This window comes from Corynebacterium sp. HMSC073H12 (genome assembly GCF_001837775.1).
In the GTDB taxonomy this organism is placed as follows: Bacteria; Actinomycetota; Actinomycetes; order Mycobacteriales; family Mycobacteriaceae; genus Corynebacterium; species Corynebacterium amycolatum.
Genome location: NZ_KV834023.1, coordinates 191,481 through 215,713, shown reverse-complemented (window position 1 = coordinate 215,713; position 24,233 = coordinate 191,481). Strand labels below are relative to the sequence as shown.

The window sequence follows — 24,233 nt, the reverse complement described above, 5'->3', positions numbered from 1 at the left end:
TAATTGGGCAAAGTCGGGAACATTTCGGTACTCGGTCTCCTCTAATACATGAACCCCATGAGTGTTTGTGTGCGGCAAAGATTGCCGTGACTTGAAGAGGAGGCCTTCCCAAATGAGCGGGATTGATTTATACGCAGTTTTTGCGGTGGATCCTAGCCAGCCCGGAGCTGTTGTAGCTAACAAAATTCAACAGCAGATTAACAGTACCAACCCTCAAAGTTGGGATGCCGAAAAGAAAGAACTTGCAGATTATGCAGTTGCAATTTTCGGAGATGAGAGCAAAAAGCAGCGCTATGACCAGGCATTGCAGAGTCCCTTTTCGCCGCCGGAAGTAACGACGGATTTCTTAGCGGATTTGGCGACAACGAGAAGCTCTCAGGGTCGAGCTGCTTTAAGGCAGGGAGGTGTTGATGCTCCGCGTGGTCGCAGTGCTGTCGGTGACATGACTCCGACCGTGTCTTCGGAATCCCACAACAGCGTAATCATGCGGACAGTCACCACGACGTTTGCCCCGGTGCAACCACTAGCGCCGGAAGCAACGCTTAAAGACGTGTGGGTACGTACACCAAAGACTATTCAGGCCGCTATCGTGACGTTGGCCGGATTAGCAGTTTTCTCGATTGGTGAGGGAGTCTTTACCTTTGTCCAAATTCTCGAAATTTATGAATCGACCTGGCGCAGGTTCTTGTACCTGATAATAGATTCGTTTTCCCAGTTAGCAATTCTGGGAACAATTGCCCTGACCTTGGTCAGTGGATTCGCAGTTGCTGGGATGTATCGGCGACTTAAAATTTCCCTTTTGACGACAGTGGCGCTGGTACCGGGCCTTCGCCTGATTGGCGACATCGTGGACTTTGTTCTAAACGAATTTACCTGGGTTGGTGGCTACTTCGAACTCAATTACTGGTGGGAATTCACTTGTTATTTTGGGCTGTCAATCCTTGCTCTTGTCCTATGTCTGCTTCCACAGTCGCTGGCGTGGTATCGCGGCATGACGCTGGTTAAGACAACATCTCAGGGCTCCTAGCCTGAAACAATCCCGCCTTTGGTTAAAGGCGGGATTCGTCGTTTCTCCGCCCCTTTTAGCATCGCCAACGTGCAGCTAGAACGCGTATGGGCCAGTCTTCGTCCTTTTGGTATCTGGCTTTGAAATCCAGAACAGAAAAAGTTTTTAGCGTTCGTCAGGAACATTTTGACCCGCGACGTCCTCTAAGGAGTGAAAGTCGCAAGGAATTGAGGAATCAACAAGGGCAAGGATTGTTTCCAAGTTCACTTCTCTTGTCTTCTTCCGCGACTTAGATCCTTACGTCACCCCCTCCCAAGGAAAGAGAACCTTTAATGAATCAGCAGAATCCCAATAACCCGGTTCGCCGCACCGTTCAGCCACGCAGAGCCGGAGGCCAGGCAGGAGTTTCTGGTGCCCAGCCGCAGGCCAACACACAGTTTGGTTTTGGGGCTCCTCAACAGCAGCAACCTCAGCTGTCGCAGCAGCCCCTGTATGGTCAGGAAAACCCGTACATTGTGCCCACACAGCCTGTCGCTGATCAGCAGCCATACCAGCCCGTATCCGCTGCTGGTCAACTATCTGAACAGCCCCATCATTTTCAGCAGTCGGTGGTACAGCCGGGCATGGCTCAGGTTGCTCCAGTAACACTGCACGAACAGCAGTGGGCAGATCCGACTTATACAAATGCCTCCCTGGGACAAAGGGCTGGTGCCTACCTCATCGATGCGCTAATCATCGGTCTCATTCAGTTCGTGATTTACGTGGTTTTTGTAGGCGGAGGCAGTGCCGCGGGCAGTGATGAGGCAGTAATTGGAGGCATGATTATTAGTGCAATTCTTATGTTCATCCTTGGCTTCGCCTACAAAGTTTGTCTAGAGGGCGCCATGGGGCAGACTCTCGGAAAGAAAATCCTTGGCCTACGTTTGATCACTACGGATGGTCGACCAATGGGATTTGGCCACGCGGTAAAGCGCAACATCAACCTTTTCTATTCTTTGGTGCCATTTATCGGAAGCTTTGCAGCGGGCATTGCGTACGTTGTGCGCTTCTTCTCCGTGATGAATTCGCCGTACAACCAGGGCTACCACGACCGCTGGGGAAATACTCGCCTGATTAAGGAGCACTAAAGCGAATCGCTAGCCATATTCGTAACTATTTCGAGTTCTCCCCATGATGTCTTTTGTTTCGCCAACTTCAGCAGAGTTGGCCCAGAAAATTAGTGACGGTGTCACGCGTAATTATCAATCGCAGGTGTCTAAATTTGAGGCTGAGATCAGCAAAGCGAAAACTCAGGTCTCGAATTATCAATCTCATATCGGAGCTCTCTGCGATCAGCGTGATGAAGTTTCTTCGGAGCTGCAGGGGTTCCATGATGAATTGGATGCTGTTGCTTCTAAGCGCGTCTCCTACTCCGGTCGGCTAGCAGCAGCACGTCGTCAAGCTGAAGATGCGCGGGACCGGGTATCGTCTGCGCGATTGGCCAAGCAGCAAGCCGAATACGAGTTTCACCAGGCTGAAAACCGACTGCACTCTTTGCAAAAGCCGGTTGATGATGGTCGATTTAAATTGGAGATGCAGCGCTGGGAAAGCCGGATCGATGATATCGACGGGCAGATTCAAGATGCGACGCGAAAGCTTAAAGACGCGCAGCAGTATTCCGAGGACCTCGATCGGCAGATTCGTGACTATGACGGCAATGACTACTTTGAGCGACAGCGGTTAGCTGATGCTCACCGCCAATCAGTCGAAGATGAATATCGCCATCAACAGCGAATCGACAGCCTTGAAGATTCCAAACTGCAGTTTCCCAAACCGATTGATGATGGTCGCTTTGACCGTGAAACAGCGCAATACAATGCTGATAAAGATCAATGCGAAAGAGCACGCAAGCAAGCGAAAGCGCTGCTTTCCGACGCTGAGAGTACTTTACAGTCAGCTGAGTCTGACTTTCGTCTTGCCAACAGCGATGTAGATGAGTTGCTGGCAGAACCAGCGCAGTTGGATGCAGAAGAGGCGCGTTTACCAGACCTTATTGATGGAAAGGAATACGAGCTCAGCGAGGTTAACTCTGACATCACAAGCGCACAGCAACAGTTGAGCGCTTGGAACCAGACGCTTCAACAGACGACAACGAAAAAGGCTCAGATTGAGTCTGCTCGCGATTCGGAGGCTAGGGCAAAAGCAAAGGCTTTCAAGCAATCTAGGCATGGCCAAGTTGTAAGTTCCTGGCGCCGCATTACAGATAATTATGCGCAGAATAGGCAAGTTTGGGAGAAGTGCGTCAGCAATGTGGCGCAAGCCGAGGACAAAAAATGGGAAAATTTGGCGTTACCTGAATACGTAAAAGCGCACAATGACCTCAAGGCTCAGAAAACGACTAATGAGAGTTTTCGCGCGCGTGCGCACGGCGACGTGCAGTCTCAGCAGCGTCAAATCGCAGATGTTGTCGCGGCACACTTAGCAGGTGATCGACGGAACCGCTGGGCGCTGTATTCGTCCGATACAGGCCGGCATACCGTGTTTAATCAGGCGCAATCGCAAGCTGAAATTGAGAACTACATCGCAGGTTTCGGGTCGAATCCCTCTTGGGGAAACGTTCAACTAGTTTCTGTTCGTACCAAACCCTTCACGACCTTTTGGGTTCTGCTAGCAATCACGGTGTTGAGTGTTCTCACCCGACTGCTTGTAGGTGATGTGCTCGGCCTTACGACGATGACAGTGTGGATCTGCGGCCTGGCTGCATTTGGAAACCTAATTTACCGAGGAATCACAAAATCTCAGGGAAAAAATGTGGAATGGGTTGGCGAGCAAAAGGACTGGTCTGTTATTGCAGCGGAGCTGCATAGAGCAATTAGTTCAGCTAACCAGTTTGATCAACGAGCGGCTCAGATTACCGCGAAATCCCGGCAGATTATTCAAAGCAATAAACAAGCTGTGGCTCGTAAACGAGCACAGATTACGGTTGCAGATGTTGAACCGCATGTTCACCGTGCAGTACCGCAGTTTTCTGTCTTTCCGCGCAGGGACAGTGATGCGATAGCGAATTATTGCAGTCAGGTGGTCAAAGACTTCGTTGCTCAGGGAAATTCGAATGCTCAGCTAAACCTGCAGACCTCGAAGTATCCATTTCCGCCGAAGGTTAACTACTCCGGAAATGATCAGTACGTGCAAGCCGCGATTAGCCAGTACGACTCACAAAAAATACGGTAAAGGAGACCAAAACAATGGATCCAATGAAATCTCAACCGCCCCGGCGAAAAGGTTCTTCCGAAGGCGGTGGCTTTAATTCCAACAACGGCGGCAATCCTGTGCGTCGGACACAGAAGCCCCGTCGTCAGCAGAGTGCCATGAATGAGCCGATAGGCTCAGAGACCCCACGCGAATCAGGTACGCAATCCTCTCCACAGACAGGTCAAGGACCGGCATGGGGGGAAATTCTCGATTCTGAGAACTCAACGCAAGACTTTGGTTCTTCGTTTGAGGAAACGACGCAATTTCCTCCTGGGAACTCAGCGAGTTTTGAGGACGCGCCGAGGGAGCGGTATGACGCTAGCCCAAATGTTCCCAATGCGCCAAAAAAGAATTCATCGGCATCGGCGGTTATTTTGAGCATTGTGGCGGTGCTGGTGCTTTTCGGTGTCATCGTTGGCGGTTGGGCCGCCTGGAACAGCAAGCAAGAAGACAATCGGGCTGCAGAAACTACGGCTTCGGCTTCCGCCGAGCCCACGTCCACCTCAACGCGGACAAGCGACTATTACACTCCTACGTCGACCTATACGACAACAGAAACCAGTACGACAACTGAGGAATTACCTGATTCGGATTACAGTTCAGGATCGGAATACTCCGAACCCGAAGAACAGTTTCCGTCTCCTCCGTACTCACCGCCGTCGAACTACACCTGGATCCTCAACGGTCCATATGGAACCGGCACGTCGTCCAACTGCATCCAGATCGCAGACAGTGAATACCAAAGTGGTGTCTCGGATGACTACTCGGAGTGCTTCGAGATGAGCGATGGCTGGTACTACTACTCCCTGCGAGGTGCCGGTTAATTGATATCAATTGCCCAATGTGTGAGTCGCAGGATGGCAACGTGGAGCCTAACCTGGAATGCTAAAATGCGACTAGTCCGACCAAAATAAGGAGTAGCTTTCGTGAGCGCTACTGATGGAGCTGATAGTCCCAAACCCTGGGATAATGAGGCTGTCGAGCCTGTGCTGCCAGATTTGCTGGGAGACACGCAAAACGTGCTTTCCGACGACGTTTTTGAACAAATCCTGGCCACTGCCATGGAACCTAACTCCGACTTGGCGGATGAGTCCCTAATCCCAGCCGATGATGATCCTGAGTTGACCGAAGATGGTCATTTCGTCAACCCAGAAGAGGCTGAGCTGTTTCTTGACGATGCAGCGGATGCTGAGGACGACGACGAAGAAGCCGAAATGGAAGTCGAAGATGATGACGACGATCATCGTGATGCCTCCGATGACGATGGCGATGACGACCATGATTTCGATTTCGATGACCTGTACTCCGGTGATGACAACTCGGACGATGATTTCGGCGGGGTGCTGTCATAATGGAAACAAAGGTTTTGGAACGGGAGTTAGTTCAGCGTGCCCAGAGCGGCGATCAAGCAGCCTTCGTTGAACTCATCAGGCTGTATAAGGACAGCGTTTTTAGCGTCTGCTTGCGTATGTGCAGCAATTACCACGACGCCGAAGATGCCTTTAGCGTCGCTGTAGCATCTGCATATAAATATTTGGATAGGTTTCGGGGCAATTCCTCTTTTAAAACTTGGTTCACCAAGATCGCGCTGAATGCCTGCAAGAAACAGGGGCAAAAGATTCAGAAGCGCACGGAGATGATGCAGCTCGATTCCGAAGCGGGCGCGAACATGCGTTCTGCCGGGAGCGATATTGATACCCGGGTAGCAGTAGTTGACCAAGTTCAAACTGCATTGGATCAACTGAAGCCAAACTTCCGCGAAGTCTTAATCCTCCGTGAATTGGCTGGCTACACCTATGAGGAAATCGCGGCCAAACAGCGTATCCCGCTTGCGACGGTCAAGAGCCGATTAAACAGGGCGCGAAAGCAAATGCTCGAGTTGCTCAAAGAAGAGTAAGGCAGATTTTATGACGCCGGCCACTTCTAATACGAGCTCAAGTTCAGGTGTCGGTATCAGCGAGGATGCCACTTTAATTCGTAAAGCGGCTGAATACTTTGATGCCGTCGGCAAGCGAGAAGAAGCCCGACTCCTCGAAGCCCCGCTACAGGCGAGAAGAGAAGCGACGGTAGTCGCCGTTATCGGTGAGGTCGGATGCGGCAAGACGATGCTGGTAGATGCGCTTTCTGGAAGTGCTTCCATCAGTCTTTCCGCATGTGAAACGGGTTTCAGTTTTGGTCCCGATGCGGAGGAGATTTCCGGTCAGGGAAACTTTGGGCTAGGGGAGGGGGCAATCCGAGGCGGAGAGTCGTTGACAGATGACAGTTTCATAGATTGCCCTGGTTTTAATGGCGCTGATTCGGAAATCTCGAAAGCTGCGATTGCGCTCACTCGTAATGCCGGTGTTGTGGTGTTTGTGCTTGAGGCAACGACTACGATTACCGAACCGGAACTTGCCACGCTGAAAGAAATCGCTGCAAGCACACCAGGACTTGCGGTGGCAATAACCAAGAAAGACAAAAATCTGTTGGGTTGGCGAGAGATTGAAAGAGTTACTCGTCAGCAGATTCAGCAGCATTTGGGAGAATTAGTTTCCGAAGTACCTATAGTCAGTGTCTCTCCGCTGCGGTACCTTTCTGCCCTCAATGGCAATCCTTTTCTAGCCGACGAGGTTATCAATGACTCGGGGATTCCCCGGTTACAAGAGGCGATTGTTGAGGCGCGCAGCCGGCTGCAGAAAAATGCGTATACCCCAGTTATGCGGCAAGCGTTGGTTCTGCTGAATAGTGAATATGCCGAGCTCGAGAGCGAGATTTCAGCAGATAGCACGGCCATGCTGAGCCGATTGGAAGAGAAGAAGGTGGAACTTGAGCACCTCACTTCCGACCGGCGTCGAGGACAACAGCTACTTACGTCAGGGCTGTCTCAGGCCAGAAGTGAAGCCGTAAGTATGGCTGAAACACAGTTGGTGGAGATTCGAGAGAGGTGGCACTCGTACTTCGCGTCGACGCCGCCACGTTATATTCGAGCCCATCGGGATGCAGTTTTCTTTCAAATCGAATCCGAACTGTCCGAATTGTTCGAGGACTCAATCCGCTGCTTTATGGCTCGGTCCCGCGAGGTCTATGTAGGTGTCACAGATGGCGTTGCAGATTGGCACTGCGTGATTGATGCCCTTAACGAAGTTGCCACGGGTATTTCCGTTTCTAACAAACCTGAGAGCGAGAATTCCGTAGCCAAAGTCGTGGATCCTTCCCTGGTGTCACTGACGATTGCTGGTGGCTTCGGGCTTACCCACGTTTTAGGTTTTGTACCGGGGATTGGTGCGGCGATTATTGGTAGCGGCGGTACTGTCCTGCCATTCGTTGCAATGGCTGGTCTGTGGCTCGGTGTGAATGTCTATCATCGATCGTCTAAAACTGGCCGCGTTGAACTATCAAAATGGCTAGATCAAGTGATTTTGCAGGTGCGCAGACAGCTCAATCAGGGAATCGAGACTGTTTACAACGAGTTGCGCCCGTTACTAATCAACCAGTTCAATGACAATCTTGAACTGCGTATTCGGCGAACTAAACACCAAATTCAGCAGATGAAACAGGATTGTCAGTCGGCGCTTGGGGACAGGCAAGTCGCTCGGCAGGAAGCTAAGAAGAAGTCGGCTTATGTTGCCAGACTTCGTGGTGAGTTACTGAGTCGGGGGGATGCCAATGCAGAGTAATGCATATGTCGATTCTGCAGCTAAACAGTTGATTGCCCCCGTCGATTCTATGCTTCGTGAGCTGATTGATCGTGCTGGTGAATATGGCGATGAGCAGCAGAGAATTACCACTGTTGCCAATGAGTGTCGTCAGCTAATGCAGACTCCGCCAACGATTCTGGTGAGTGGACGAATGAAGGCTGGAAAATCGACACTCATTAATGCTTTAGTGCGCCAGAAAATTGCCGAAACTGCAATCCTCGAGTGTACGAATGCCGTCACCGTGTACACCAAGGGAGCGCCGGAGCGAATCGAGAATGTTTCGTTAGCCAGTCGAGGCGCCCTCCATAGTGCGCAGAGTGCCCAAAGTGTGGCCGATTTGGATGGGCGCGTGAAAGTTCACTATCTCCCATCACAGGCATTGTCGCAGCTAAACTTCGTCGATACGCCCGGTCTTGGAACGGTTGATGCGGCAAATCATCAAATTGTCGATGGACTGCGCGAGTTGACCCGTGTGCCGTGGAACCAACATGGCACCGCCATTGATGGGTTGATTTATGTGTTCGATTCCACCTTGCGTGACGACGAGATTGCGCATATCCGCTCCCTAGGTTTTACCACTCTGTCATCGGTGGGAGTGCTTTCGCGCGCAGATGATTTCGGTGCCGGCGCCTTTGGGCCAAGTGATCCAATCGAAGCAGCTAGGAACAGAGCCACTGAACTGTCGAACGACTACTCTCGCTATTTTTCTTCGGTATTAGCAGTTTCCGGTCTGATGGCGGAAAGCGCGGAGACAGGTGCAATCACCGAGCCGCTGGCTCGAGTACTCAGCAGCCTTGACACGGTGGCTCGTGACACATTGATGCATGAGTTAGAGACTGATTTTCCCAATTGTGTTAGTGCTAATAGCCGCAATAAACTGCTGGAAGTGCTGGGCTCTTATGGGGTTCTAGAGGGACGAAATAGTGCCAGCGGTGGCGCCGTACAGTTGCAGAGATTCTTACGTCAGGCCTCGGGAATCGATTCCTTAGCAGGTCATCTGGGCGAGAGTATTACTTTTGCAACGGTGCTGAGTCGCTGTAGCTCTGTGCAGGAAAAACTAAAAGACCTGGCATTTTCTTGCGATGCCGCCGAGGTACTCGACTATTGGGAAGAGCATTTGACTGCCCAGCAACGGCTAGCGGTAACCATTTACCACTTGCTGAGTCAGAGTCCCGGTAGTCGCGTATCTACGGAAGGAGTATCTCTGGCGGAAGAGACACTCCAGATGGGAGCAGTGGAGGATGCTTCACGTGCTGCTGAGATACATGCCCTGGCCAGCAGGAAGCTTCTGGGGTTGGTTTCGCCTTTGGAGGAAAAGCTCCTAGGAGCCGTGTGCTCATTCACTGAGCTCATTGCTCCGTAGGATATCTTCGGCGGTTGTTCGTACTTGAGCGATGTTTTCAGCTACAACGTCCTCTGCAAGTCCAAAAAGGATGGACAGTTCAGAGTTGCTCAGAGGAGAATACTGCTCCAGCGCTAGCAGGGTAAGATCTTCTGGTTCCATATAAGCACGCAGGGCATTTACTCGGCACAGAGGATCGCGGCCGCTCGGCGAAAAACCACCTTGTGCTCTTGCTTCTTTCGCAGTAAGAACTCCTAAACCCGTCTGTGCAAGCGCAAAGTAGATTTCACGGCGCACCAGGGCGTCATGGGAGGCTCCTGCTTTCTCTGCTAAAGCGGAGACAGATTTCCACGCATTGCCGAGCCCATGAGTGAGAATGGTTTGAGCAAGATGGCGGCTTCCTCCGAACACAAGCGCAATTGACCACAGGTGATCTTTTTCGGCTAGGGCACTTCTTTGGAATCGTCTCGCGACAAGTTGTCTGTTGAATTCATAACGGGCAGTCATTTTGAGTCCCCACTGAAGTTGCTTTCCGATGAGTGACCTAAATCAGCTGCGAGAGATGCGGAACTGAAGCTGCTTTCGCCGACAATGTTTTGTGGGGAACCGGACTGATCCACTACCTCCGTTCCAAAAATGGTCAGCATAATGTCATCAACGAGGTTTTCAGAGTCCGCTTCACCATCAATTTCCGCCATTAGCGATGCGATAGCTTTGTTTTCTTTTTCAGTGCTCATGTCCTACTCCTTCCCTTTTTCTGGAGAAACTAAGCGCGAGAATTCTGAGACGTGGTGTTCAAATGATGGGTCTGTTCCAAAGGCTCTGGATAAGGCGATATCCAGTACTTCCTCAGTGCAAGGAGTTATCGGGAGTACTTCCTGTTCTGCTTCCCACGCCACATCCGCCATTGACAGTGGGAAGCGATGTTCTGTTTCGCGCCTGAGACCGACCAGCTCAAGGTATTTCAATGACCTCATTGTGAACTGTCCTTAGACTCGTCCATGCGAACCAAGAGCCAGCAGAGGTTCGTGATAAACACGATGAGCATGAAGAAGCCGGAACCCGGATGACCCCCGACAAAGTTCAAAAGACACATCAGACCTGCCAAAATGGTCCAGGTGATTGGCCATCCAAGACCCTTCTTTTCTGTTGAGTTGGTGTCGCCATTAGCCGGTTGGGCGGCGGTTGGAGAAGTGGCAATTGTTGATGCCGCAGCCGTGGTTTGTGCGGTTGCTGGAGTATTACTAACGGCATTTGTCGAGATAGCCGAAGGCACAGGGCTTCCCTGCTTACGTCGTGAAATGGTCTTCGTCGCTGTAGAAGTGCCAGCCGAGTTCTTTGTCGACGCAGCTTGTGTTTTGGTGGACGCGACTTCTGCTACCTCGGTAGATGCCTTTTCCTTCCCCTCGCTAATCGCGCCGAGCCAATCACGGGGAGTAGGCCTGCTTGAGCTGGAAGCGGTGAGCGCACGCTGAGTGAGAGATCGAACGGAGCTTACAGTTCCCGCGGGTAGGTCATTCGGGTTGCGGGTGGACTGATCGGAAGCCAGCAGACGCAGTGCAAGCAGGCCAAACTTGTATGCATCGCTCGCTTTAGTCTGCGGTTTTTCCCCATTCGGCACGTCCCAACCAGGTGTCTGCACATCGGGTCCCTCAGACGGGCCAATACTCATAGAGTCGCAGTCCAGCAAGTACACATGTGGGCCGGGGGAGTTGTGGCAGAAGAGCAGGTTCTTAACCGAAATGTCTCCGACGCGAACTTCAGCGCCATGAAGAACGCGAAGTAGGTTCGCAAAATCTTCCAGAAATTCGTAGCGCTGACGTTCGCTTACCTTCAGGCCGATGCTCTGCTCAAATTCAGGGCCATTCAGCAGATACTGCAATTCCGCTGCACGTTTCGTGGTGCTTGTCGACGTTGGAGAAAGAAGCTGGAAGAAACGATCCGGAATTAACGGCATGATTATGCCGACGGTCTTTCCATCATCACGCACTAAATGAGTTGGCCATGCCGCTTGATTGAGCAGCCACTCTTTGCGATCTGGGGCGACCTCTCCGAGTTTGTTAATGAACTTGACCAGTTTCTCCAGATGGGCCTCGTTGACCTTGTCAGGTGACTTGTACTTTTTAAAAGCACAGGGACGAGATGAGAATCGCGTAGAACCGAGCTTGTAGACGACTCCTTCGCCACCAGATCCGAGCTTTTCTAGGTCGGAAGGCAGTTCACTCAGTTCAACTACAGGAGTAGTAGTCGCTTCGGGTGCACTCATTAAAAGGGTTCCTTTGAAAAGTGTGGTGTAACAATCTGACTGGGGCTAGAGGAGGCTAGCTGTCTGGAACTCCGATGTGAGCTGGCCAAATCGCAACCAGGGTGCGGTCGTCGTCAAAGCCGGCCTTGGAGAAGTCCACTAGGTGACAAAATTCAGTAATCGATGGCACACGCTTGTAAAGGCGTTTGACAAAGAGGTCAGACAACGGGCCACCACCGCCGCCGAGGGGGTCACCAATGCCGTCGGTTCCGAAGAGCACCGTTTCGTCACCAGTGGTTTCGAAATAGACGGCATCCAAGTTTTCTGGCACTAGCGGCAGTGGGTTCACGGCTGATGAGCTAATTGCAGAATCGCTTTCTTCCTTGCCGCCTTCAATCAACTCCACACCATTAGCGGTGACTGTCCACGAACCGGAGTCGCCGATTGACAGGACATGCCCGCGGAGCCCGTTGTCACACTTGGAAATAGCAGCGCAGACCAGTGTGGAAGCGAAGTCCATTGGATCTTCGCCAGCTTCTTTTGCAGCAGTCTGAATGCTGTAGGAAGCTCCCTTCGCCAGCGAAATCCATTCCTGTTGGCTCAGGTTGTCCTTGTACATCTTCTTCAGCCATCCGATGGCGTAGCGCGCTGCGATTGCAGAGCCTCGGTGGCTTTGTGGGGCAGCTGAGACTCCATCGGCGACTGCTACGAAGAGGGTGTTGCCATCGTCGGAAAGCAGAGTATGCACGGAGTCCTGGCGAGGTGCGCCGTTGTATCGGTGCATGCGTCCGCGCAAGCTGACAGAGCGCATCGCAAACTGCTTAGAGCGCCAGCCATCGATGACGGTGTCGGGGACTTGGCGGCCAGTACCGAATTTTGTGTCAACGATGATGGGATCGACTTCGGCGCCGGCATCACCGACAACCAGCGGCGCGAGACCATCGTCATGCGAAGTGGCGGTGATTTCCGTGCTGAAGGCGCGGTTTGTTGCCGATGTGGGCTTTGGCTTGGGGCTGGGTGCTGGATTGGAGGCGTTAGACGGAGCTCCGGAGTTTTCGGCTGCCGATTGAGGTAGCCGGGAGGAACTAGCAGGGCCAGCGTGGTAATCCGAGTAACCGCGTTCCGGCATGATGCGCGTGTCGAGGTCGGGAGTTTCGTAATTGTGGGGGACGCCAGTGTGGAAGTCTCGGCGCGGAGAACTGGGATTCGAATAGGGTGCGGCAGTGGAAGGTCGGCTGTCGAGGCGACGCGAGGAGGGGTAGTCCCTGCTCTGACCGGTATTCAAGTCTTCGACCGCACGCGGATCGTTAAAGGGATGGAGTAAATCTCTCGGACGGACGCGAACGAGTTCTCCGAGGACACGTGAGGCCAGGCTCTTCTGAGGTGGATTGTGAAGGTAACGCTCGTGCTGGGAGTAGTTTGTCATCGCAGTTTTCCTTACAGCTCGTCCATGTCGATCTTGACGAAGTCATCGGGAATATCAGTAATAATTTCCGGTGAACCATTGGCGACGGACGTGCCAGAGCTGATGACAGACTGAGTTAGCGAAGACATGAACTCAGACAACATGGCACCGGTGTCTGCGCCCTGCGCTGCCTGGAATGCCCAGCCGTTCTTGCTGGCCATTTGTCCGATAATCTGCGCATCCGATTCGCCGATTCCGAATGCCAAGATATTCGGGTGGTGTGGCGCATTCTGGAGATCACTCAGCGCCTCCCGCCAGAGATCATCGGACATGGGGTAGCCGTCGGTAAGCAGGAAGACTGCGGGGCGGTTGACGCGGTAACCTTCGGCCTTGAGCTGCGCCACATCGTCTGGGATTTGGGCGTTGAGCAGGTCAAACGCAGTAGAGAAGTATGTTGCGAAGCGTGCGGAAAGCGTTGGCATCTGCTCAACATGGCGCAAGTCAGCGTTGCTGAGGTACAGGCGTGCCTCGTTGTCGAAGCCAATCACAGAGAAACGAACATTTGCGGCGGCAAAAGGCGCCATTCGAATCTCGTTGAGCAGGGATTGGAGGCCGGAGTTGAGCTCAGCGATATCGGGCCCCATTGAGCCAGATTCGTCAGCGACGAAATAAATCGGCAGGATATTTCCGCGGGGTTCCATGTTCATTCCGGTAGTCATGAGAAGTCCTTTCCGTAGTGGAGCGAGTGGCAGATAAGTAATGGAGGGAATTGGAGAGAAGGAAAGCCCCGCTTTTACTCGGAGGTTTTCTCGGAGTTTGAATTGGGCTTTAGCTTGTTCTTTGTCGACTGTGACGATTGCGATTCAGACTCCGACGTCGAAGTCGTCGACTGGCTTTGCTCTTGGTTTGTCTCCGAATCTTGCTGGTACGAGGAGTCTTGCTCGTAGGAGCCGCCATTTACGTCATCGCTCGACGGCTGCTCGTTCACGTCATAGCCTGTTTCGTCCGAATTCGATGAGGGCGAGTCTGTGGTTTCAGAGTCATCTTCTGCCGGGTTCTTACTGGTGCCTGTAGGAACTGGCGTAGACGAAGTCTGGGATGGCGTAGTGGGGTTCTGATCTTCATCGGCTGAGCCTGATAGTGAAGAAAAGATGTTGATGAGCAGCACCAACACGATCACGATGCCAATAAGCCATGCAATAAATACGGCAATGGTGCGAGCTTGCGGGTCTTGCGTTGGGCCTTGGCCACGCGGGGGTGTGAGGTTCGGGGACGTGCGAACCATGCGGTTGCCTCCTGAAATAGGGTCAGCGTTTTAAAGTGTCTGACCTATAGAGGAGGGAGAAGGCCAAAAAGTTCCCGGCTTCGTCAAAAAATTTCAGTTTAGAAAAATTTCGGGCCATGAGGATAGGCTTGCGAAGCTAAACATATGAGTGGTGTGCGCCGACGGAGCCAATGGAAGGCTGTGGGCGGCACATAGAGCTTAAAAAGACGACTGGAAACCGTCATTCGACGCCAGATTTAATCAGCGCGGGAGTAAAACTAGTTTTCTCATTCTAGTCGTTGAAGGCAATGCGGTCGATATTTCGTGCAAGCTGCGAAAGTGTAGGTAGTGCATCCGGGTAGAGTGGCCCATGTATTGGGGCAGATAGGATGAGGCAGTTTCCTTCGGCTGCTTTTGTTCTCTTTTCAAGTTTTTTGGATTTTGAATCGCAGCGGTAAAGGTTGATTGATGGATATTTAGAATGTTCGAACGTCAGACGAGAGTCTCCTTCAGAAAGTGGCTGGCTGTTGCCAGGGATATAAGAGAAGAACTCCCAATTTGGAAGATGCTCATATTTTAGACCGTCGGCATCGACAAGGTTGGATGAAGGGAGATTAAAATCGCTGTCGGGACTTGTTGTAATTAAACTAATTGGAATTGCGTCGTGCAGATCTGGAGGGAGAAAACTATTCTTGAGGATTTCTCCAGATTCGAACTTTAGCCAACAAGTGACGCTCTTCTTATCAGATTCGACGCGGTAAAGTGGAGTTTCTGTGGGTAAAGATAGTGGTTTCAGTATATCAATGGGAATACGTTCAAAGTTACCGACTAGGCCAATTTCTTCCTGCTGGACAATTGAGGTGCTAAGAATATATGAACGGCAGTCGAGTATATTTCCGTTACGAAATGTCGGTTGAGGAGTAGCAAGGGTATTTGCGAGAGCAGGTTCTTTGTTATTGAGATACTTCTTCTCTGCTTCTATAGACACGCCTAATGGGTGTGCGATTGCGTTAACAAAGTTCTTCAGGAACTTTATTGAAGTTTGTTCCTGGATAGGGGATACGTCTTCTTGGGGGAATCGTATGATGGCAGTCAAGCATCCCATTTGAGGATCTATAAGGCGGGCGGCGAACGCCATTGACAACGGGTCGCCGTAAGCCCGCTTAAATATTTGCCATTCTTGCCCGGGTAGAGGGGAAAATTCGTCCAGAATTGTTTTATCAGTTGACCGGATATTCGGGTCGTGTGGTGGGCATGAACGTAATGTGCTGATGCCAAATGAGCGGTAATCTAAAGGTAACTCAAGGGATCTAAGTGAATTTCTGTCGATGGTAGCATCTTCTCGTGTGCTGTGATCCAGTCCGGCGATATCTCCGGTTGAAATATGAGATACAAAGCAATAGGAGTTACCGTCAGGGTCTCTGGTCGGTTTAAATGCGTCTACCGACGATTCGTGAGAGATTATTCCAGGAATATTCTGCATAATCCGCAAGGGTGCGGAATCACGTAAAGTGGAGCAGTCGAACTTTCCGTTCCGGACGAGAAAAGGGAAACTATCTGAATGCGCGTCTCTAGCAGGATTAGCAGGGTCGAAGGAATTTTCCTCGTTAGACTTATTGGGTAGTGATGTATAAGTTACAACGACGACAATGATGCATATTATGGCGAAGGAAAAGACTGCCCTAAATCGATGAGGGGGATGGTATCCTTTGTTGTTTTTAACAAGTATTTTCAATGAAAAACTCTTAATTGCTACGAGGTAGTTTATTGGAAGGACTAAGGTCGCTGAAGCTGTAATTCCTCGTCAAGAGCAGCTGCGACATCTTGAAGAACATTTTTATCAATTATCTCTTCAGAAGCCGACTCGACGATAAGCCAGCCGAAGTCACGTACATAGACAAAAACCTGAGCAGGTTCGAGGTAGTCAATGTCGCCCTTTTCTTTTTCGTACCAATTCTCGATTCGGGAATCAGCAGAAGGATTGACAGTAGACACGTACATCGAGGTCCCGGCTGGGGTGAACGTCCGAATAGAAAGCGAACCGTCTGGTGTGCTGTCCTCGCCGCTGAATCGACATTCGGACGTGCCTGCAAAACCGGAAATATCAGGGGTCGCCTGCGGGAACCCCTTGATGCCGTCCAATTCATCTTTTACCGCGTCAACCATTGGTTCACAGGAGAAATAGCCATCTTTGAAAGCCGGCGCATCTGGCTTTAACTCAGTCGCTTTGAGATCGCCGATGGACACATTGGGATACGTGTGAAGCGCTGCAGAAGTATCGCTTTGCGACGGCTCGGCGGGAGGTGCGGCCTGCTCGGCGGATTCATCAGAACCATTACCGACAAAGTAGAACATGCCGGCGGCTATCACGAGGCCTGCCACCACTGCCCCAATGCGTGTGGCTGCCTTTTGCGAGAGTGCTCGTTTTTTGGGGCTGGCGTTGTCAGCGTTTCCAGCGGGCTGAGGCAGTGCGCTTCCACTGGCAGATTTGTTCGTCTGCGCAAGCAGAATTTTTCCGTATTCTGCCGCTCCTAGAGCTACCGCCGTAATGGGCTCTTCAATGGGCAGAACCTCCATCGACTGCTGCACAACCCGGGAGATAGCGGGGGTTCGAACCGTACCACCCACGAGCAGGCCGCTGAGCATTACTGGCGCTTCACCGAGCAAACTGGTCTTGTCAGTAATCAGGGAGCGAACCCGCTCAATGTCGTCCGCAATAGCCTCTTCGAACTCGTCACGGGTAATGAGAAGCTCTTCGCCGTCGACAGTGAAGCTGGCATCAGGGGATTCCGAGAGCGCCTCACGAACTTTCTTCGCCTGAGATTGGAACTCTAGCTGCCCCTCGGCTGAGTCAAGTTCCTCGGGCAGCTCCCCAAACTCATCGATAGTCCGGGCTTCCATGAGACCGATCATGGCGAGGTCGAAATTGTTTCCGCCGACTGTGTTCTCGCCGCCGTCGGCAAGCACTCGTGGTGATGCGGTATCCATATCTACGACCGCAACATCACAGGTGCCACCACCGACATCGAGGACGAAAAGCTTGCCCGTGCGGTGTCGTTGCGAGACAGAGTGAGCGGCAGCAATTGGCTCGGAGACCAACTCAATCGTGTCTTCGTCGAAGCCAGCGGACTTGGCCGCGTCAATAAGTACTGTGCGTGCCGACGAAGGCCACGCTGCAGGGTGAGTAAGGATGAGCTTCGTCGGGTAATCGGGGAGAGAAGAATCCCTATTTCCCAGATACATCAGTGCGGAACGACGGACCTTCTCGATGATTGTGGCGAAGAGTTCCACAGCGCGCTGGTTATCTGAGCCCACGAAGCGCTTCGGGGAGTGTGCGAAAGCACTCGGCGCATTGGCTGCGTGATCAATTGCCTGCTGACCGGTGTAAACCGTATTGCTAGTGAGGAACACCGCTGCAGGCATCCAGGATTTGGCATCATTGCCCGTGCCATAGCCGAGGGGGACGATACTTGCGGGGCCGCCATCGATGGCTGCTGCAGCGACAACGCTGGAATTACCGATATCGAGAGCGAGTAGCCAAGACATAAAGGACGTAACTTTCACATAAGTAGGACTGACAAACTGGGAAGGTGCAACACTTAGTTAGCGGCGAGCGTTATTAGTTTGCTGCGAGTAGCGGGTCAACGCGCTCAGCAAGCTGTATGAGATTCGAGATTGTGGCGTTGCTGAGGGAATTCGGGGTTAGCTTCGAATAAAACCTTTGCTCCTCGGCTAGGGCTTCGGGGTCAGGCCCGTTTTGGCGCACCTCTTCGGGGTCCTGTTCTTCCGGCGGATTGTCGAGGTAAAAGGTGGCGATATCAAAAGGCGTCAGATAGTTAGTGGGAATCGACATGATCAGGCAGGCAGATCTTTCGTTGTTTGCCCCCTCGGTACCGTTTTCGGCGTCTTTGCCGTCACTGGTGTCGTTCCCATTCGATTGGCAACGGTAGACATTCAGCGTTGGAGTCTCGGCTTTTTCCAGCTCTAGCGTTGGCTGAGGATTCTCCTCGCTGCCGGAAACCGATGCGCTTTCACCTGGAATGTAGACGAAGTAGTGCCAATCAGCCAGAGTATCGCCTGAATCGGGAGCAACATCCTTCAACGACATCGAGTTTGGTAGACGGAGCTTGCTGTTGGCGCTAGTTGTGGTGACAGTAACCGGGACAGAGCCATAGGTTTCAAATTCCACCGGCGAGAATGTGTTCATGCCCCCGAGATTGGAATTGAACCAGCAGGTAACACTCTGCTTGTCAGCAGCGACTTTGAACAGCGGAGTATCGCCTCCAGCTTCAGGGCTGGAATTGTAATCTCCGGGAATGCGATGGAAGTCGGAAACAAGACCAGTTTCGTGCTGATGGGTCAGAGAGGAATTGAGTACGTACTGACGGCAGTCGAGTCCATGGTTCGTTACGAAAGTTGACCGCTCGATTGCAAGATTCTGATTCTTAGAGGCCTGTTTCCCGGGGCCCTTAGCCGCCGCAATCGAGGTAGAAAGCGGTTCAGCGGCAGCATCGACAAACTTAGCCAGAAGATCGCGGGAAGACTTCATCTGGTCCGGTGAAATCGTGCCTTCCGGGAACAATACCTTGGCAGTTAGGCACCCAAGCTGCGGATCCGACAATCGTGCAGCGACGGCTGCAATGCCGGCCTCATCCGGGGCAAGGTTGAGAACTTCCCACTTCTGATCGGGTTGCGGCGTGAGCGACTCAGTCAGTTCGGAGCTTTGCTCGGTCTCTGGCGGAGCGCATGTAGAGCTGGACTCAATGACAAAGGACCGATAGTCCATCGGTAATTCGAGGTACAGCAACATGTCGTGGGTGCTGGTTGCGGCCTCGGTACTGGTGTCGTTAATTCCCCCGACATCACCCGTGGCTACGAATGTCATTGGGCAGACGGTCGTGCCATCATCTCGCCTTTCGACGGCTAGTTGACGTTGCCCCTGTGCCTTGCCCAGTGTGCCGGGAATTTGTTGGCGCACGCTAATCGGGATTGTTTCGTCCAAAGTCGTGCAGTCGAATTTTCCGTCGCGGACGAGGAAGCTTGTCGGCTTTGTGTCGACATCGGAAGCTGCGCCGGCAGAGGTATCGGCAGGGGCACCGGCTTCTGATTCTTTAGATTCTGAGCGCTGCCACCAGAAAATAGCTGTTGCTACGAGGGCGACAAGCACCACGGCAGCCGTAATAACCAGAGCCTTCTTCTTTGACGCTGACTCACTCGGTTTACTCGATTGCTGCTCTGTGGTGGTGCTGGTTTGCTGACTGTCAGGAGTGTTCATTACTTCTGTTCCTTGACATTCGTAGCGGGCTGATCAAGGGACTTCTCCAGAGCAGAGAGCGACCCAGCAACTGGTGAAAGCTTTGCTAGGACTTTCTGTAAATCGGGCAGATTGCCCTGGTCACTATAAGACCGAACAACAATGCAGCCCTTAGCTTCATCCTGGTGCAACAGATTCAGAGAGATCTCACCCTGATGCTTACCGTCTGAGGCGTACTGTGCTGGTCGTGGGTCAACAAAGTACGACCACTCCGGCAGCTTTTTCAACACGACCCCGCTGTTCGCGGTGCAGACAGAATGTTCTGGGTCGGCCACGGTAATGATGTCTACCTCGTCGAAGTTATGCGAGAAGCCGCATAGCTCAGCGCCGGGCAGGGAGGACTCAACGTTTTCAGCGTCCTGGGGTGAGCTCATTCCAGCCTTAGCTCCTGGCAGCCTGGGGATTTCCAGGCCAATCTCTTTAGCCGCTTTCACCGTCGCAGTATCCATAAATGCCCGACAGCTGTAGTGGCCATCACGGTAGAAGGTGAGGGACGGCTTTTGAGAAGTGTTCGCGGTTTTCTTGGCGTCTGCAGTCTTTGCCTTCACACTGCGATCCAGAATGGGAGCAATCTTTTCGGCAACGTCCTTGGCTTTGTTCGCCGCCACGGCATCCGCTTCCGGAGTCGTGCCCGCCGCCACATGGATATCTCGCATAGCAGCTACGAGAAGAAAACCGCGCTCCTCGTCGCTGTAAAAGGAACCATAGCCTTGAATTTCCGCATCGTCGTTCTTAATGGGAATTTCGTGAACCCAGCCGAACGCATCGGGTTCTGCATCTTCCGGTTTTCCACCCCACGGAGTGGCTTTAGACATGATGAAGTAGGTGAACTGCACGCCGTCTTCTACCGAAACAGCACGTTCACAAATTATTCGTCCGTCTGCACCCGTTGAAACGGACTTATCAGTGAGTCGATTGAATCCCGGAATATACGCAATTCCCGACTCGACCAACTGCGTTAAAGATGCCTGGTCAAAAATAGTAGAACAGTCGAACTTTCCATCACGAATCATGAAGGCTGAATCAGCGATGGCTGGTGGTTCCACAACGGGAGAGGCCGGACCGCTCTCATCGACGTCGTTAGGCGTGACGTGCATAACTTGCATCACGACGACGGCCGCGACCATGCAGACAGCGAGAATTAATGAAGACTCGGCCAGTGTTCGCCGAGCAAAACGGCTACTCAGTTGAGATTTTGATGACTGTGCCATTTCGTGCTCTCGTACAAAATTCCTATTTCGTAGTTACGGAGTGCGGTAACTAAGATTTTCTCACTTTATTATGGCATTTACTCGCTGATAAATGTTTTTCAACCACTGCGGGAACTTTTTCCCTTCTGCAGATCTCTAATGGGGTGAAACACTATGCAGCGGGTTCTTGTGATGATCCGCTGCCACTAGCTCTCGCCAGCAGTTTAGGAACTGACTGCGGGGTATATAGAGGAGGAAAGTTGCAGGACAACGAGCCGGTGCGCCGGCAGGGGCCGCGTCGTAAAGCAGGCTCTGAGGGGATTCCCGAAGAGCAAGAACGGAAGCCACGTATTGAGGAAACCACGGCGCCAGCTGTGGACGCTGATGCGGCGAAACGCGATGCGCCGAGGAAGAAGACCGACGGTGCCGGTGGTGTGGCCAGTGCTGATTCGAAATCGTCGAACTCCAAGGTCGTTCTTGGTGCGTTTATTGTTCTTCCTCTTGTCGTAGCTCTTGCTGTGGCGATAGTAGCGGGGCTGAACAGGGATGACGGCAACGATGTGGTCGAGGCTGAGGACGCCACGATGAGTACTTCGTCGACCCCGACAGTCGAACCGATTGATTATGACGGTGCAGAAACTTCGGCAAGTCTCTATTGCGAATTCGCGCCGACGGAATATGAGGAAGATTGGGAGGATATTTATGACACGTGTATCCAGCTAGTCCTGGACGAGATCCGGGCCGATGAGGATACATTCCGCAGTGAAGCCGTATTTGGTGAGTCCGGTGAAATCGGTGACGAAGCAATCGAAGCCGTGCTCGGCGATCCCGAAGACTTCTTAAAAAACCAGGGATACACAACCACAACGTCGACCACAACAACAACTAAGTCGTCGACCTATACGCCTAGCCCCACGTACCAGGAGCCGGAACCGACCTATGAGGAGCCCTCAAACTCTGGCGGAAACGCAGACGCAGGGGTTGGCGGTGGCGGACGCCAGCTCGCGTGGCGAACCGTCGGCCCCTTCGGCGGGCTGCAAGGCTGTGAGAGTATGGCCAGCCAAGAGCCACTTTATGCCTCCGAGTGCTACGTAGGTTCCGACAATCTGTACTACTACGACTCTAAGGTGCAAGCCGGTTAACACATCCTGCCCATGACCAGTCGTTGTCCAGCTGCGCCATAATGGTGGCCATGAGCAATGGCACCCACAATCACCGCACTTGGAAAGAAATAATCGCCGCCGATCCGCAGCATTCCCGTCGCTACGCCAACCGGTGGCGGGGATTCGTGCGCGAGGGCCGTGATATCAATGGCGAGGCGCGGTTGGTGGATGCGATGGCGCCACGCCACGCTCGAATTCTAGATGCCGGTTGTGGTCAAGGACGCGTGGGCGGTTACTTGGCGAAGGCTGGACACCAGGTCGTTGGTGTCGACGTCGACCCCTATCTCATCGATGAGGCAAAGCGACAGTTCCCGGACGCGACGTGGTTGGTAGGGGACTTGGCGCAATTGCCCCACGTGCTTGACGACGGTCTTGAGAACACACCCCACAGTGACACGGCATCCGCCTTCGATGTCATCATTTGCCCCGGCAATGTCCTGACTTTCGTAGCGCCAGAAGACCGCATGAAGGTGTTGCAAGGCTTCGCAGCGGCACTGAATCCGGAGGGCGGTCGTGCCATCATCGGCTTCGGTGCCGGCCGTGGCTGGGACTTTGCGGATTTTGAAACCACGGCGCAGGAGGCTGGACTCACCGTGATTCAGCGTTACTCCACGTGGGATCTGCGGATCTTTGACGCTGAGTCGCAGTTCCTGGTCGCAGTGCTTGAACGGGGGTAGGGCGCTGGGATCGTCGTAAAGCGGTTAGGTCTCTGCGTCGAGCCGTCATTATTCTTCTTTACGAATAACTGCAATTAACGGCACGCAGGGAAAGGCTTCGGCGGTGACACTATACGAAACGCTGGATGTAGCTGGCGATAAGAAACAGGAACTGCTGACGCAGGACTACGGGCGTTTTGCGGTTCGAGCGGTCCTGGCGGGCATGTATCTGACGTTGGGAACGGCCTTTGCAGCGGTAGCTGGCCAAGTGGCCGAAGGTGTTGCTCCGGGCACTGGGGGACTGGTCTTTGCGTGCCTGTTCGGGCTTGGGCTGTTCGCCATTGTGGTGCTCGGTGCAGAGCTGGCGACCGGCAGCATGATGTTTGTGTCCTGGTCCGCCGCGCGCGGTCGCATGTCGTGGGGAGTGGCTCTTCGGATGGTGGCCGTCGCCACGTTCTACAACTTCATCGGTGCCGCGATTGTGGCGCTGGTGCTCAGTCAGAGCGCCAAGCTCGGTGGGATTGATGACACACATCTGATTTCCACCTTGACCGGGGGGAAGCTGGCCAAGCCGTTCTTCGGTGCTTTCGTAGAGGCAATGGGCGCCAACTTTGTGGTCAATATGGCTGTGGTGGGTGCGCTGAAGGCCAAGGAAATCATTTCAAAGTTCGTTGTGATTCTGCCGATCATTGCGGTGTTCGTTGGGCTCGGGCTTGAGCACGTGATTGCGAACTTCTCTCTGTTTTCCCTGGCCTTTTTCGCAGACCCGCAGCCCGTGGGCTTCGACGGACTGCACATTACAGGCAACTGGGTGGCAGTGTGGTTGGGCAACTTCGTAGGCGGTGGCCTGGGAATCGGCGCGGTCTACGCCTGGTTGAACCAGACGAAGACTAGCTATGTTGATTAGCTTTTAACCTTTGCCGGAGCCTATCCGACGACCTTTCTCAAGGGCTATCCGACAGCCTGCCCGAAAAGCAGGCCGACGAAGTAGGACACAATCAAACCGAGCGCGCCACCGATGACCAGACGCAGCGCAGCCTTGCCGGAGTGTGTAGAGCTGAGCTTGGCGCTGATGTAGCCGGTCAAGGCCAACGTCACGATGGTGACAACGGTGACCGCAATCGCGCCGGAGGTGGGGCCGGTGAACACCAGCGCCGCAATCATCGGCAGGATGGCGCCGAGTAGGAACGACAGTGCCGAAGAACCAGCAGCCGCCCAGGGGTTGGTAAGTTCCTCGCCGTCAATGCCCAATTCCAGCTTTAGGTGAGCTGCCAGCGGATCATTTTGTGCGATGCCGTGGGCGGCATCTTCGGCGATCTGTTCTGGGATGCCGTAGCCAGAGAGAATCCCCACGAGCTCTTCATGCTCTTCATCTGGAAAGTCCTTGAGCTCGGCCTTTTCTTTGGCAATCAGCGCTCGTTCAGTATCGCGCTGGGTTGAAACCGAGACGTATTCACCCAGGGCCATCGAGATAGCGCCCGCGATAACGGCCGCAGCACCAGCAGTCAGAATGGCCTCGCGAGAGGAACCTGCTGCAATCACGCTGAGCAAGATCAGAGCAGTGGAGACGATTCCGTCGTTGGCTCCGAGGACTCCGGCGCGAAGCCAGTTGAGCTTCGACGTCTCAGAAGACTTATGCGGTTCATGAGGATGCGCGTACGTGGTCATGGCAGGACCTTTCTCCCATGTCAGCCTCACGCCTACAGGTGGTACGAGGCCTCACCATCGATTTAATGCCGA

Annotated in this window: 22 protein-coding genes; 11 read left to right on the top strand and 11 right to left on the bottom strand. The window is 53.0% G+C overall.

The window, feature by feature from the left end; genetic code table 11:
* Positions 1-112 precede the first annotated feature (112 nt).
* The 8 genes from HMPREF2708_RS00970 to HMPREF2708_RS00935 all read left to right on the top strand — a co-directional run bounded on the left by HMPREF2708_RS00970 (position 113) and on the right by HMPREF2708_RS00935 (position 9,277).
* Positions 113-1,027 carry a hypothetical protein gene (locus HMPREF2708_RS00970; protein ID WP_070831209.1) on the top strand — a complete coding sequence of 305 codons (915 nt, stop codon included), beginning with the start codon at positions 113-115 and terminating at the stop codon, positions 1,025-1,027.
* Positions 1,028-1,338: 311 nt separating this feature from the next.
* Positions 1,339-2,133 carry an RDD family protein gene (locus tag HMPREF2708_RS00965; protein WP_070831206.1) on the top strand — a complete coding sequence of 265 codons (795 nt, stop codon included), beginning with the start codon at positions 1,339-1,341 and terminating at the stop codon, positions 2,131-2,133.
* Between the two features lie 43 nt (positions 2,134-2,176).
* Positions 2,177-4,216, top strand: coding sequence for a coiled-coil domain-containing protein (locus HMPREF2708_RS00960; protein ID WP_141762902.1), 2,040 nt, complete (start codon positions 2,177-2,179; stop codon positions 4,214-4,216).
* Between the two features lie 395 nt (positions 4,217-4,611).
* Positions 4,612-5,061 (top strand): hypothetical protein, encoded by a 450-nt coding sequence (locus HMPREF2708_RS00955; protein ID WP_141762901.1) that lies wholly within the window; start codon positions 4,612-4,614, stop codon positions 5,059-5,061.
* Between the two features lie 102 nt (positions 5,062-5,163).
* Positions 5,164-5,589 (top strand): hypothetical protein, encoded by a 426-nt coding sequence (locus tag HMPREF2708_RS00950; protein ID WP_070831197.1) that lies wholly within the window; start codon positions 5,164-5,166, stop codon positions 5,587-5,589.
* Positions 5,589-6,134, top strand: a complete 546-nt coding sequence (locus HMPREF2708_RS00945) for an RNA polymerase sigma factor (protein WP_070831194.1) — start codon at positions 5,589-5,591, stop codon at positions 6,132-6,134. The genes HMPREF2708_RS00950 and HMPREF2708_RS00945 overlap by 1 nt, the downstream gene beginning before the upstream one ends.
* 10 nt (positions 6,135-6,144) lie before the next feature.
* Entirely contained in the window at positions 6,145-7,893 is a 1,749-nt protein-coding gene (locus HMPREF2708_RS00940) for a GTPase domain-containing protein (RefSeq protein ID WP_070831191.1), read from the top strand.
* Positions 7,883-9,277: a dynamin family protein gene (locus tag HMPREF2708_RS00935; RefSeq protein WP_070831188.1), complete on the top strand. Its 1,395-nt coding sequence runs from the start codon at positions 7,883-7,885 to the stop codon at positions 9,275-9,277. Before HMPREF2708_RS00940 ends, HMPREF2708_RS00935 begins: the two co-directional genes overlap by 11 nt.
* Here HMPREF2708_RS00935 and HMPREF2708_RS10985 read toward each other — a convergent pair.
* The 10 genes from HMPREF2708_RS10985 to HMPREF2708_RS00895 form a co-directional block, all read right to left on the bottom strand.
* Positions 9,251-9,763 (bottom strand): hypothetical protein, encoded by a 513-nt coding sequence (locus HMPREF2708_RS10985; protein WP_141762900.1) that lies wholly within the window; start codon positions 9,761-9,763, stop codon positions 9,251-9,253. The genes HMPREF2708_RS00935 and HMPREF2708_RS10985 overlap by 27 nt on opposite strands.
* Positions 9,760-9,993: a hypothetical protein gene (locus HMPREF2708_RS00930; RefSeq protein ID WP_070831185.1), complete on the bottom strand. Its 234-nt coding sequence runs from the start codon at positions 9,991-9,993 to the stop codon at positions 9,760-9,762. The genes HMPREF2708_RS10985 and HMPREF2708_RS00930 overlap by 4 nt, the downstream gene beginning before the upstream one ends.
* A 236-nt stretch (positions 9,994-10,229) precedes the next feature.
* Positions 10,230-11,522 carry a hypothetical protein gene (locus tag HMPREF2708_RS00925; protein ID WP_070831182.1) on the bottom strand — a complete coding sequence of 431 codons (1,293 nt, stop codon included), beginning with the start codon at positions 11,520-11,522 and terminating at the stop codon, positions 10,230-10,232.
* Positions 11,523-11,577: 55 nt separating this feature from the next.
* Entirely contained in the window at positions 11,578-12,927 is a 1,350-nt protein-coding gene (locus HMPREF2708_RS00920) for a protein phosphatase 2C domain-containing protein (protein WP_083321821.1), read from the bottom strand.
* Positions 12,928-12,938: 11 nt separating this feature from the next.
* Complete coding sequence (locus HMPREF2708_RS00915; RefSeq protein WP_083321820.1) at positions 12,939-13,625, bottom strand: vWA domain-containing protein; 687 nt, start codon at positions 13,623-13,625, stop codon at positions 12,939-12,941.
* A 74-nt stretch (positions 13,626-13,699) separates the two neighbouring features.
* A complete protein-coding gene (locus HMPREF2708_RS00910; RefSeq protein WP_070831176.1) occupies positions 13,700-14,191 on the bottom strand; it encodes a hypothetical protein in 492 nt (163 codons plus the stop codon).
* 271 nt (positions 14,192-14,462) lie between these two features.
* Positions 14,463-15,653, bottom strand: a complete 1,191-nt coding sequence (locus HMPREF2708_RS10980; RefSeq protein WP_141762899.1) for a hypothetical protein — start codon at positions 15,651-15,653, stop codon at positions 14,463-14,465.
* 293 nt (positions 15,654-15,946) lie between these two features.
* Positions 15,947-17,716: an Hsp70 family protein gene (locus HMPREF2708_RS00905; RefSeq protein ID WP_005509767.1), complete on the bottom strand. Its 1,770-nt coding sequence runs from the start codon at positions 17,714-17,716 to the stop codon at positions 15,947-15,949.
* A 73-nt stretch (positions 17,717-17,789) separates the two neighbouring features.
* Positions 17,790-19,445, bottom strand: a complete 1,656-nt coding sequence (locus tag HMPREF2708_RS00900) for a hypothetical protein (RefSeq protein ID WP_005509976.1) — start codon at positions 19,443-19,445, stop codon at positions 17,790-17,792.
* Positions 19,445-20,695, bottom strand: coding sequence for a hypothetical protein (locus HMPREF2708_RS00895; protein ID WP_141762898.1), 1,251 nt, complete (start codon positions 20,693-20,695; stop codon positions 19,445-19,447). The genes HMPREF2708_RS00900 and HMPREF2708_RS00895 overlap by 1 nt, the downstream gene beginning before the upstream one ends.
* Before the next feature lie 239 nt (positions 20,696-20,934).
* On the opposite strand from HMPREF2708_RS00895, the gene HMPREF2708_RS00890 reads away from it, so the two are divergent.
* The 3 genes from HMPREF2708_RS00890 to HMPREF2708_RS00880 all read left to right on the top strand — a co-directional run bounded on the left by HMPREF2708_RS00890 (position 20,935) and on the right by HMPREF2708_RS00880 (position 23,400).
* Positions 20,935-21,816 carry a hypothetical protein gene (locus HMPREF2708_RS00890; protein ID WP_070831170.1) on the top strand — a complete coding sequence of 294 codons (882 nt, stop codon included), beginning with the start codon at positions 20,935-20,937 and terminating at the stop codon, positions 21,814-21,816.
* A 41-nt stretch (positions 21,817-21,857) separates the two neighbouring features.
* Positions 21,858-22,514 carry a class I SAM-dependent methyltransferase gene (locus HMPREF2708_RS00885; protein WP_083321819.1) on the top strand — a complete coding sequence of 219 codons (657 nt, stop codon included), beginning with the start codon at positions 21,858-21,860 and terminating at the stop codon, positions 22,512-22,514.
* Positions 22,515-22,617: 103 nt separating this feature from the next.
* A complete protein-coding gene (locus HMPREF2708_RS00880) occupies positions 22,618-23,400 on the top strand; it encodes a formate/nitrite transporter family protein (protein ID WP_070831164.1) in 783 nt (260 codons plus the stop codon).
* Positions 23,401-23,444: 44 nt separating this feature from the next.
* Here the strand turns inward: HMPREF2708_RS00880 and HMPREF2708_RS00875 are convergent, their stop codons facing one another.
* Positions 23,445-24,161: a VIT1/CCC1 transporter family protein gene (locus tag HMPREF2708_RS00875; protein WP_070831161.1), complete on the bottom strand. Its 717-nt coding sequence runs from the start codon at positions 24,159-24,161 to the stop codon at positions 23,445-23,447.
* Positions 24,162-24,233: the final 72 nt, after the last annotated feature.

What these genes read in the sequence shown, in the direction of transcription:
- HMPREF2708_RS00970 (WP_070831209.1), top strand. Translation starts at nt 113, where the DNA reads ATGAGCGGGATTGATTTATACGCAGTTTTTGCGGTGGATCCTAGCCAG.
- HMPREF2708_RS00965 (WP_070831206.1), top strand. Translation starts at nt 1,339, where the DNA reads ATGAATCAGCAGAATCCCAATAACCCGGTTCGCCGCACCGTTCAGCCA.
- HMPREF2708_RS00960 (WP_141762902.1), top strand. Translation starts at nt 2,177, where the DNA reads ATGATGTCTTTTGTTTCGCCAACTTCAGCAGAGTTGGCCCAGAAAATT.
- HMPREF2708_RS00945 (WP_070831194.1), top strand. Translation starts at nt 5,589, where the DNA reads ATGGAAACAAAGGTTTTGGAACGGGAGTTAGTTCAGCGTGCCCAGAGC.
- HMPREF2708_RS00940 (WP_070831191.1), top strand. Translation starts at nt 6,145, where the DNA reads ATGACGCCGGCCACTTCTAATACGAGCTCAAGTTCAGGTGTCGGTATC.
- HMPREF2708_RS00935 (WP_070831188.1), top strand. Translation starts at nt 7,883, where the DNA reads ATGCAGAGTAATGCATATGTCGATTCTGCAGCTAAACAGTTGATTGCC.
- HMPREF2708_RS10985 (WP_141762900.1), bottom strand. Translation starts at nt 9,763, where the DNA reads ATGACTGCCCGTTATGAATTCAACAGACAACTTGTCGCGAGACGATTC.
- HMPREF2708_RS00930 (WP_070831185.1), bottom strand. Translation starts at nt 9,993, where the DNA reads ATGAGCACTGAAAAAGAAAACAAAGCTATCGCATCGCTAATGGCGGAA.
- HMPREF2708_RS00925 (WP_070831182.1), bottom strand. Translation starts at nt 11,522, where the DNA reads ATGAGTGCACCCGAAGCGACTACTACTCCTGTAGTTGAACTGAGTGAA.
- HMPREF2708_RS00920 (WP_083321821.1), bottom strand. Translation starts at nt 12,927, where the DNA reads ATGACAAACTACTCCCAGCACGAGCGTTACCTTCACAATCCACCTCAG.
- HMPREF2708_RS00915 (WP_083321820.1), bottom strand. Translation starts at nt 13,625, where the DNA reads ATGACTACCGGAATGAACATGGAACCCCGCGGAAATATCCTGCCGATT.
- HMPREF2708_RS00910 (WP_070831176.1), bottom strand. Translation starts at nt 14,191, where the DNA reads ATGGTTCGCACGTCCCCGAACCTCACACCCCCGCGTGGCCAAGGCCCA.
- HMPREF2708_RS10980 (WP_141762899.1), bottom strand. Translation starts at nt 15,653, where the DNA reads ATGCAGAATATTCCTGGAATAATCTCTCACGAATCGTCGGTAGACGCA.
- HMPREF2708_RS00905 (WP_005509767.1), bottom strand. Translation starts at nt 17,716, where the DNA reads ATGTCTTGGCTACTCGCTCTCGATATCGGTAATTCCAGCGTTGTCGCT.
- HMPREF2708_RS00900 (WP_005509976.1), bottom strand. Translation starts at nt 19,445, where the DNA reads ATGAACACTCCTGACAGTCAGCAAACCAGCACCACCACAGAGCAGCAA.
- HMPREF2708_RS00895 (WP_141762898.1), bottom strand. Translation starts at nt 20,695, where the DNA reads ATGGCACAGTCATCAAAATCTCAACTGAGTAGCCGTTTTGCTCGGCGA.
- HMPREF2708_RS00885 (WP_083321819.1), top strand. Translation starts at nt 21,858, where the DNA reads ATGGTGGCCATGAGCAATGGCACCCACAATCACCGCACTTGGAAAGAA.
- HMPREF2708_RS00875 (WP_070831161.1), bottom strand. Translation starts at nt 24,161, where the DNA reads ATGACCACGTACGCGCATCCTCATGAACCGCATAAGTCTTCTGAGACG.